This is a genomic window from Hymenobacter terrenus (assembly GCF_000972495.1).
Classification (GTDB): domain Bacteria; phylum Bacteroidota; class Bacteroidia; order Cytophagales; family Hymenobacteraceae; genus Hymenobacter; species Hymenobacter terrenus.
Genome location: NZ_LATM01000064.1, coordinates 1 through 8165, shown reverse-complemented (window position 1 = coordinate 8165; position 8165 = coordinate 1). Strand labels below are relative to the sequence as shown.

General features: G+C 55.8%; 5 protein-coding genes. 1 reads left to right on the top strand and 4 read right to left on the bottom strand.

Annotated elements, in window-relative coordinates; translation table 11 throughout:
• Positions 1-868: 868 nt before the first annotated feature.
• The 4 genes from WX88_RS28410 to WX88_RS26105 form a co-directional block, all read right to left on the bottom strand.
• Entirely contained in the window at positions 869-1324 is a 456-nt protein-coding gene (locus WX88_RS28410) for a tautomerase family protein (protein WP_052733135.1), read from the bottom strand.
• A gap of 444 nt (positions 1325-1768) precedes the next feature.
• Complete coding sequence (locus WX88_RS26115) at positions 1769-3115, bottom strand: MGH1-like glycoside hydrolase domain-containing protein (protein WP_082116322.1); 1347 nt, start codon at positions 3113-3115, stop codon at positions 1769-1771.
• A gap of 164 nt (positions 3116-3279) precedes the next feature.
• Positions 3280-3573: a hypothetical protein gene (locus WX88_RS30615; protein ID WP_156176465.1), complete on the bottom strand. Its 294-nt coding sequence runs from the start codon at positions 3571-3573 to the stop codon at positions 3280-3282.
• Positions 3574-3836: 263 nt separating this feature from the next.
• Entirely contained in the window at positions 3837-5246 is a 1410-nt protein-coding gene (locus WX88_RS26105) for a glycoside hydrolase family 30 protein (RefSeq protein ID WP_046247378.1), read from the bottom strand.
• Between the two features lie 984 nt (positions 5247-6230).
• Between WX88_RS26105 and WX88_RS28405 the strand changes: the two genes are divergently transcribed.
• Positions 6231-7919: an RICIN domain-containing protein gene (locus WX88_RS28405; RefSeq protein WP_052733134.1), complete on the top strand. Its 1689-nt coding sequence runs from the start codon at positions 6231-6233 to the stop codon at positions 7917-7919.
• Positions 7920-8165: the final 246 nt, after the last annotated feature.

Below are 8165 nucleotides of genomic sequence, written 5' to 3'. Positions count from 1 at the left end.
ACCCGGACTCAAAGAAAAAAGGCCGCCGAGGGGCGGCCTTTTTTTTGTGGAAATTTTTTATATTTAATATAGTGTATGATCTTAGCGGGAATTTCGGTTCCAACTCTCGTGCGACCCCCTGTAAGCAGCTTCGGGGGGGTGCTGCGGAACTGTGGCAAGCCCGCGTTTTCGGCGCATGATGCTCCCGAAAAGCGCGGCCCATTCCAGGCCTTAAGGGAACTAACCGGTCGACACGCCTTGCTGGCCTGTACGCAGTACAACGCAATACCAGGGCTGAATGGTTAAACGTTGCGATGTGGAGTACACCAAATGCGACTTTCGGACCAACCTTTTAACCAAGGCCATAGGCCGGGGAAACGTAATGATCCTCCGATACGAGTGTCCGACGTTTACACAAGTGAACAGATACGGAGCGAAGAGCGCCGCATTGATTCGTCTAGATAAAAAACCGTTGAACAATCTTCTATGCTAAAAGCAAGGGCTTCTACTCTGGAGTCGGAGGGTTTCCCCTAGTTGTTTAACAACATCCATTTTTCCCCTTTGTTCTCTTTGCTGAATGGCGCATAAAAATCGTGCTTAGCGCAAAAAGGCCTGGCTACCACAGCTTAGCCTTACCCAAATTTCCTTAAAGGGGTCCTCACAGGAAACGGAAAATATAGCACGTTAAGGGTGTCCACATCGATAGCGGGTGTTCAAATTACTCTCTGAAAAAGAGGCTCCAAAAACCGCGTTTATGGGGCCTTCGCGCGGGTGTTCAAAAGTGTTCGAAAAAGAAATCTATTTTGAACACTGTTATGAGCCTCAAGTATACTTCATCGGGACAACCCTTGGTTAACTTAAGAAGCGCCACCGTAACGCATTGTGGCCATTAAACTAAGCTGGTGGGTTCAACGCCGAGCGCGGCAGCAATAGCCGATAGTGGGAGCGCGTAGCCGCCGCTGCCCCAGTTGCCATCGGGTATTTCGGGAATCAAACACCGCACTCGGAAGCGACTGCTTTCGTCAAAAGGCGTGGCGATGGCCTCCAGCAAGGCCCGTGTTACGGCGTCAATCATTCCTTGTTTACGAACTGTATTGAGCCATCCGGTGGGCATAGTGACGCTCACTTCATAGTGTGGTGCATCATGGGCTTGCTGTACTACTCCCCCGATGGCCGAGGTGGTGGGAGCGTATTCGGCAAGATAAGTCCGCAGCGTAGCCCATGCTTGCGGAGTGTCGGGCAGCCCCGACCAAGCAAATACGGCGGCAGTAACGCCTTGGAGTACATCGGCTTGTTGCTCGGGGCGCACTGCGCCGACCGGGGCGGAAATGTGGATGACGGGCATAAAGAATGAGGGATAAAGTGAAATACCTCGGCAAACCTACCTTCTTCGATGGACCTTTCGTGCTCAGTAACTAAATTGTAGTACAGTGTCTAAAAAGGAAGTAATGTTGATAATGAGGTGATTGATATAAAGTGACTCAGCAACCGAGCGTCACTTAGCTGCCTCATGCTCTATGCAGTTCATGAACTGCTCGGCCTCCAACAAACGGTCGTTTTCTGGAGGGTTGTTGCAGGTGCCCAAACGGCCTGGAAACGCCGGTTTTCCGAGCCGTTTTTTGATACCGTTTATTGGAGGGGTGGAGAAGCCGATTTTCTACGTGTCCAACTCGAGTCGTTGGGCAATTGCCTGGACCTGCATTCCGGGGGCAGAGGATACCAGGATACTGTGATGAAAGGCAACCCTTTCATCACAGTATCCTGGTATCCTCTGCTAATCCTAGCAGCCCTAAGCCTTTGATTGAATAAATTCCCGCCAGATGGTGATGGGCACGATGGCCGTCCAGCCGCAGAAATCTGGCTTGGCGGGGTTGCCGTAGCTGGCAAACTCCGGCGCATAGTTTTCCCAGAACGTGCCGGTCTTCTGGAAAACCTCGGCCACCGCGCCGTAGAAGCGCTGGGCCAGGGTCCGCGCCAGGGCGGGTTTGCCCACGTGCTGCAAACCGCGCAGCACCATGTAGGTGGTGGGGGCCCACACGCCCCCAAGCCAGTAGTCGCCATAGACCTTGTACTCCGGCTCATCGGCGGCCAGGGAGGGCACCGGGACCGGCCGGTCAAACTTGTTGGCGTCCGTCAGGTGGGCCACGAATTTGTCGAGCCGGTTGGCGGGTACGCAATCGGCCAGCAGGGCCCAATACATGCCCACGTGGAAGCGTCGGATGGGCTTGCCGTAGCCCAGGTCGAAGTAAAAGCCATCGGCCTCGCTCCAGCACTGCTCGTTGAGCGCCTTTTTAATGGCCGCGTGCGCCTGCTCGTAGGCGGGCACGTCGGCGGCATGGTCGGTAAGCTTGGCTATCCGATTGAGATTTAGGGCAAAAAATGCCATCTGGGACGAAAAATCGACCAGCCGGCCTTGGATGTTCCACTTGGCATTCTTGCCGCTGTACTGAAACACCTTGGGATATAGGTTATTGACAGGCAAACCTTTGCCGTCGTCTTCCCAGCCCGTCGGATAGCGCGGAATATTGTCCATGCCCATGCCCAGCGTATCGCCGAAATACAGGCCGTCGTCGCCGCGGTAAGTGCGCTGCAGAAACTCGAATTGTTTTTTCAGGTTCGGGTACACTTGGCGCAGGCGCTCCACGTCGGGTTTCTGGCTGTGAAGCTCCAGCTCGGCAAACGCCAGCAGTGGCGGGTTGATGCTCACCGGGTGGTGTTTTTCCCAAAAGGGCTGGCCGTTTTCCGTGTATTCGCGGCCAATGTAGCCGTCCTCGTCCTGCACGCGGTAGAAGTTGTCGAGGGCCTGGGTGATGGGCAGTTCCTGCTGGTGGTACTTGGCGTAACACGTCATGAAGCAGGTATCCCAGTAGAAGATATTGGGCGAGAAAGCCTCGTCCAGGTAGGGCTTTTTGAAAAACGGCTCCTTTTCACCGCCTCGAATCTTGGTTTTCGCGATGTTCAGCGCCTTATCGTACATGCGTTTGGACAGCTCAGACGACACGGCAAAAGGCTTGGGACTAGCTGCTGCCGTTGTCTCGGTTGAAGTTGGTGCCGATGAGCAGCCGTCCAGAGGAGCTAACAGGGCCGTGAGGCCAGTAGCCCCTACGTTTTTCAAAAAAGTACGACGATGAAACATGCTCAGAATGATGGTTAAAAGGTTGGTTCAAAAGTTAACCGGACGAGTTGCCAGGTGCTGGTTTGCGAGGGGCGTGGTTGACCACTTGGTGGCGTCAGTACTTGTAGAAGGTGACTCTGAAGAGGTACAGGTGCTGGACAATCCCGTTGTCCCCAAGTTGCTGCTCACGGTCGAGGGTTTCGGCGATGAGGACCGTGCGCTCCGCATTCTTCCGAGCAGCCGCGCTGGCGGCCGCCGACCCGGCCCCGCCCCCGCACCCGAGCCGAGGCTCGCCCCACGTGGGTGCGCTCGCAGAGGAGGTCGCGCTCAAACTCGGCCACCAGGAAGCTGGCGTGGGCTTTTTCCTGCTGGTGCTCCACCATCCGCGGATTTTCCCATTCATTGGGAGGGGTGGGCTGGGCAGCAGCCCGGCCTGCGTTCAGGCATAGGGCAAGGGTAGCGTAACGGGCAACAAGCATGGATAGCGGCGGAGAACAACGAAAAGAAAAAGAGGAGTGCAATACTGCGGGTTCTTTCAGGGTGTTGGCCACCCGCTTGCGCTGTTGTCCTTCGGGTAGACTCCGAACCACTAAATTGCTGGCCGTAAATCAGTAGCGGTCCTCGCAGAAACGAAACGAGGCATTGACTTTCTGACCTATACTTATACTTATCAGGGCTCTGGCGGGAAGCCCGCACGGCTAGCTTTTCTTACTGACTCCTTAATACGCCCTCGGTGTAGAGGCTATGGTGCTTGTACTACTAGGGTATTAAAGGAGTTCGGCTCAAGCAGAGGATGTATAAGTTTATTATGTACTTTGATGGCGATGGCTTTTTCCTGATTGCTATCGTTTTGAGCGATAATAGCAATAGATTTATCGGGATTAACAAAGGCCAGCAGATTGTTAAACCTGCCCTGGGTTTGTAGCCGTTTGGCCCCTGGTTTGACGTAGTGACTTAAATGCTTTAGTAAATAATATTCGTAGTTGTATTTGTATGTTTTGCTTACCGTATCCACACTTACAAGCGAGTTCTGCTGCCACCCCCAGGTGCTTGTGCCACCTTGTTTTAACGACGTGTTCCAGTACATATACGCTTTCGCACCATTACCTAAGTACTGTTTCATCAATTCCCACGTGTAGCAGCAGTAGGTCCAGTTATTCTTACCATCTCCACACTCCTGTTCGGTTTGATACAAGGGCAGCTCAGGATATTTCTGATGCAAAGCGCCTATTGCGTCTTTGCCTGCCCATTGCAGCCCAACCCCTTTGATGTATTTACTGATGGCTGGATTCTGCATTAGGGTATCTACAAACTTGTCATTGCTGCTATTCATGGTTCCAAAAAACACATCCACATCTAATGCATTCATCTTGGGTGCTAAATAGCCTATAAATTTACCAAGTCCGGCAGCGGTCCAGGTGCAGCTGGGAAAGATCTGAGCCGCCACAAATTCGTTTTGGGGCATTACCATGCTAATAGTAATCTTTTGCTCGCGATACGATTTAATAAACTTTTCAAAATATAACGCATAGGCTTCAAAATAGCGGTCCTGCTGAATAAACATATCAGAAATTCCATTGCCTTGCAACGAGGGTTGCAAGTCGTTGTAGGGGCTGGATTTCAAAGCGTAGTGCTTGTTGTATTTCATCCAACTTGGTGGGGACCAAGGAGAAGCCCACAGCTTCAACGATGGATTATAGGATAATGCGCTTTTGATAAATGGCACCAAGGTTTTCATGTCCTGCGCAATGCTGAAATTTTTCATTGCGAAGTCGCCTTCTGTTTCGTTAAATGAATACCAGGCGATCGAGAAGTCATTGGCTGCCACTGGCATCCGGCAAATGGTGAAATTTGCGCCATAATTCGGCTTAAATAATTCCCTGAATATGCTTTTTCTGTCTTTGTCGCGTAACATGCTTAGAGAGGTCCAGCCCAACTCATTAAAGCACGTTCCAAAGCCGTCCATCGTTTGAAGCGTAGTACCCGTTTCGATTTCCACATCGGCAGGCCCCGTGGTGAAGGTTTCCTTTAGCTTTTTTCTGGCTTGCCATTGTACGGTTTCGGTTGTGCTTATCCATTTTACAGATTGTGCACAAAGTGGGAGCGCAGAAGCCGCTAACAGGAGAAAGAGAAGGAGCTTATTTATTTTCATCAGCATTTATATTCAATCAGGATGATGGGGCGTGAGTTAGCTAGGGAAGGCCAATGCTGTACAGGATGTATTCGGCGAATCAGGCCCCCCTCCGGCAGGCCTTGGCTGCTCGACCACGGCACCGCAAAGGCTTCTTTGGCGCGGCAGGAACGCGCTTTTCACGGTTCCACGGCCTGCTGGTCCGCCCTGGCCACCAGCGGATGAAACCTAGGGTAGCTGCTTAGTGGGCATGTCGGCTCCTAGGGGGTCTTTTAGTTTGACGGGGAGCACCGGCACCTGGGACGCGGTGGTGGCCCGCGTCGCCCTTGTCGGGGTCGTCCGGCTCCTACGCGGCGCGTAAGTATCGGCAGACCAGGCCCGGTCAAAAAAGTAACAGGTTCGATAATAAAAAGGGCTCAACTAATTAACAGGTAATCACTCAGATTTACCCGCTCAAAACTGGATTCTGTGCTACGGGGGACGATCTACTAGCAATCCATCACGCTATGAAAGCTTTTCTTTCGAGCCTGTCGCCGGCGGCGGTGGCTGCCGCTCCCCTATCCGGCTCGTGCTGGGCTTCCGGAACCTGCTGCTGCGCGGCGCGGCGTGCACGGCGGCCCGGAGAAGCAGCAGGTTTGGCCTTGGGTAAAAGGATGGTCGTTGGCTCGTGCCTGCACTGGCAAAACGACCAAAGAGCCCCTGCCCCGACGCTGAAAAGCCCTGGCCACGAGCGAAGGCATCCTTTGGGTTGCAACCCTCTGGTACTGACGAGCCAGGGCTTGACGGGCGCCTCGAGTAGCGTACATGAACCTCGATTTCGTGTCGTTGAACCATGGATTTGTGTCGTTGAGCTCGCTTTTTGAACATAACCTTGTTGAAACGACACAAATATATCAGCTTTGACCCAGAAACGATCAGTTTATTTCCGGGCAAGCCACCCGGCCCGGCGCTCGGCCCGCGTGACGCCGCCCCCCACCAGCAACGCCATCTTTATCAACTCGGTTTATGAAAAAAATCTCCCTAATCCTGGCCATCGCCTATAGCTTGGCCTCGTGCGAACAGGAATTCAGCGCTGATCCCCGGACCGCGGAACACCCGACGGGGGTTGTTTCCGTTGGGCAGGCCGTTGGCCCCACTTCCCGCGAAGTGTACAAATGGCCTTTTTCCAAGACCTCCATCTGGAATATGCCGATTCACAACAACGCCCAATACGTGAACGCCAACTTGGCCTACACGTGGCTGGGGGAAGACGAAGAACCCATTATCCTGACGCCGACCGCCCCCTTGACCGACGTGTACAAAAATGGCTGGAACACGACCGATCGATGTACCAATCTGGACGGCCTGTTGACGCGGTTGCCCATTCCGGCGGGGGTGGTCATGACCGCCGGGGGCACCCCCAACCAATCGGCCGCCATCCTGAAGGCCGACGGAGAACATCTCTACCAGTGCCAGCCCTTTCACCGCTGCGTGGCCGGCGGGCCGGCCTATGCCGCCTGGTCCAAGAACCACGGCGCCTGGGTCAACGACCCGACCCGGGACAGCGAAGGCTGCATCAGCATCTACGGCGAGGGCATTGTGGGCGGCCACGGGGCCAGCGCGCTCTCCAGCCTGGGGGGCTCCATCCGCCTGCACGAACTGGTCCCGGGCGGGGCCATCCGGCACGCGCTGAAAATACTGGTGAACGCCCCGCAAATTGCGTACAACAACGACGGCAGCCCCGGCTACCGCTGGCCGGCACTGCTAGCGGATGACTATGCCGCCACTCACTACAAGGGCAGCGTGCCCGCGCTGGAAATGGGGGCCTTGCTGGCCTTGCCCCCCGCGTTTGATCCGAATACGCTTGCTTCAGGCCCGGCAAGAATCATTGCCCAGGCCCTGAAGGATTACGGGGCTTACCTCTGCGATGATACGGCCCGGGACTGCCTGGCCTTCAGCACGGCCAGCGAACCGGAGGGCAGCGTGCGGGAGCAATTCGAACGGCAGTGGGGCTTTGCTTTCGTCAGTAACTGGCCCGTGGTGCCTGGAACGCCGACCAGCAGCGCCTGGCTGGCCGACCTGAACACGATCTCCAAGAACTTAAAAGTGGTGAGCAACAACACGGCGGCGACGATTGGCGGGGGCCCCACCAGTGATTTCACCAACCGGCGCGCCGCCATGGCGCCGGATTTCGGCAGTGCGAATGCCACGACGGCCCCGGTGCCCAACGGCGTGTACACGCTCACGGCGCGTCACTCGGGCAAGCGCCTGGACGTCACCGGGGCCGTTGCCACGGATGGGACCTCGGTTCAGCAGTGGTCAACGACGAACGGCGCCAACCAAGAGTGGCAGGTTACGCTCGTCGGGGCCGGCTACTACACCCTGACCGCCCGCCACTCGGGCAAGCTGCTCGCCCTGGACCTGAACGCGGCGACCAATGGCGGCCACTCGAACGCGACGACCAACGGCGTCCGGGTGTTTCAGTATGGCACCAGCGTCAGCGACAACCGCCTGTGGAAGGTCGAGGCCGTGCCGGGCGGCTACTATCAGCTGACCAACAAGGCCTCGGGGAAGTGCCTGGATGTCGAAGGCGGGCCCGGTGCCACGGGCGAGGGCGTCAAAGTGCACTCCTGGGCCTACGGTGGCGGCACCAACCAGCAGTGGAAGCTCGAGCCGAGTGCGAGCCTCGCCCCGGCGGCGCGTCTCCCCCAATAAGGGGTAGCACCATAGTTGGAGCAGAAATTCCCGCTAAGTACATGTATTATATTTAGTACTTTGGTAAGTACCTCTGACAAGAGGTTCTTGTTGTCAAGACGCTGGTGGGGGGGCGGCTCGGCCGGCGAGGGCCCCCCCACCAGCCGGGGGCCTCCGGGGCCTGCCCAGCCCGAGCATCCGGGAGGCCCATGGTCCACAGGTGCTAGAGCAACCCTGTGGCAAGCTTGCCTGTCTAGCTGCTACTAG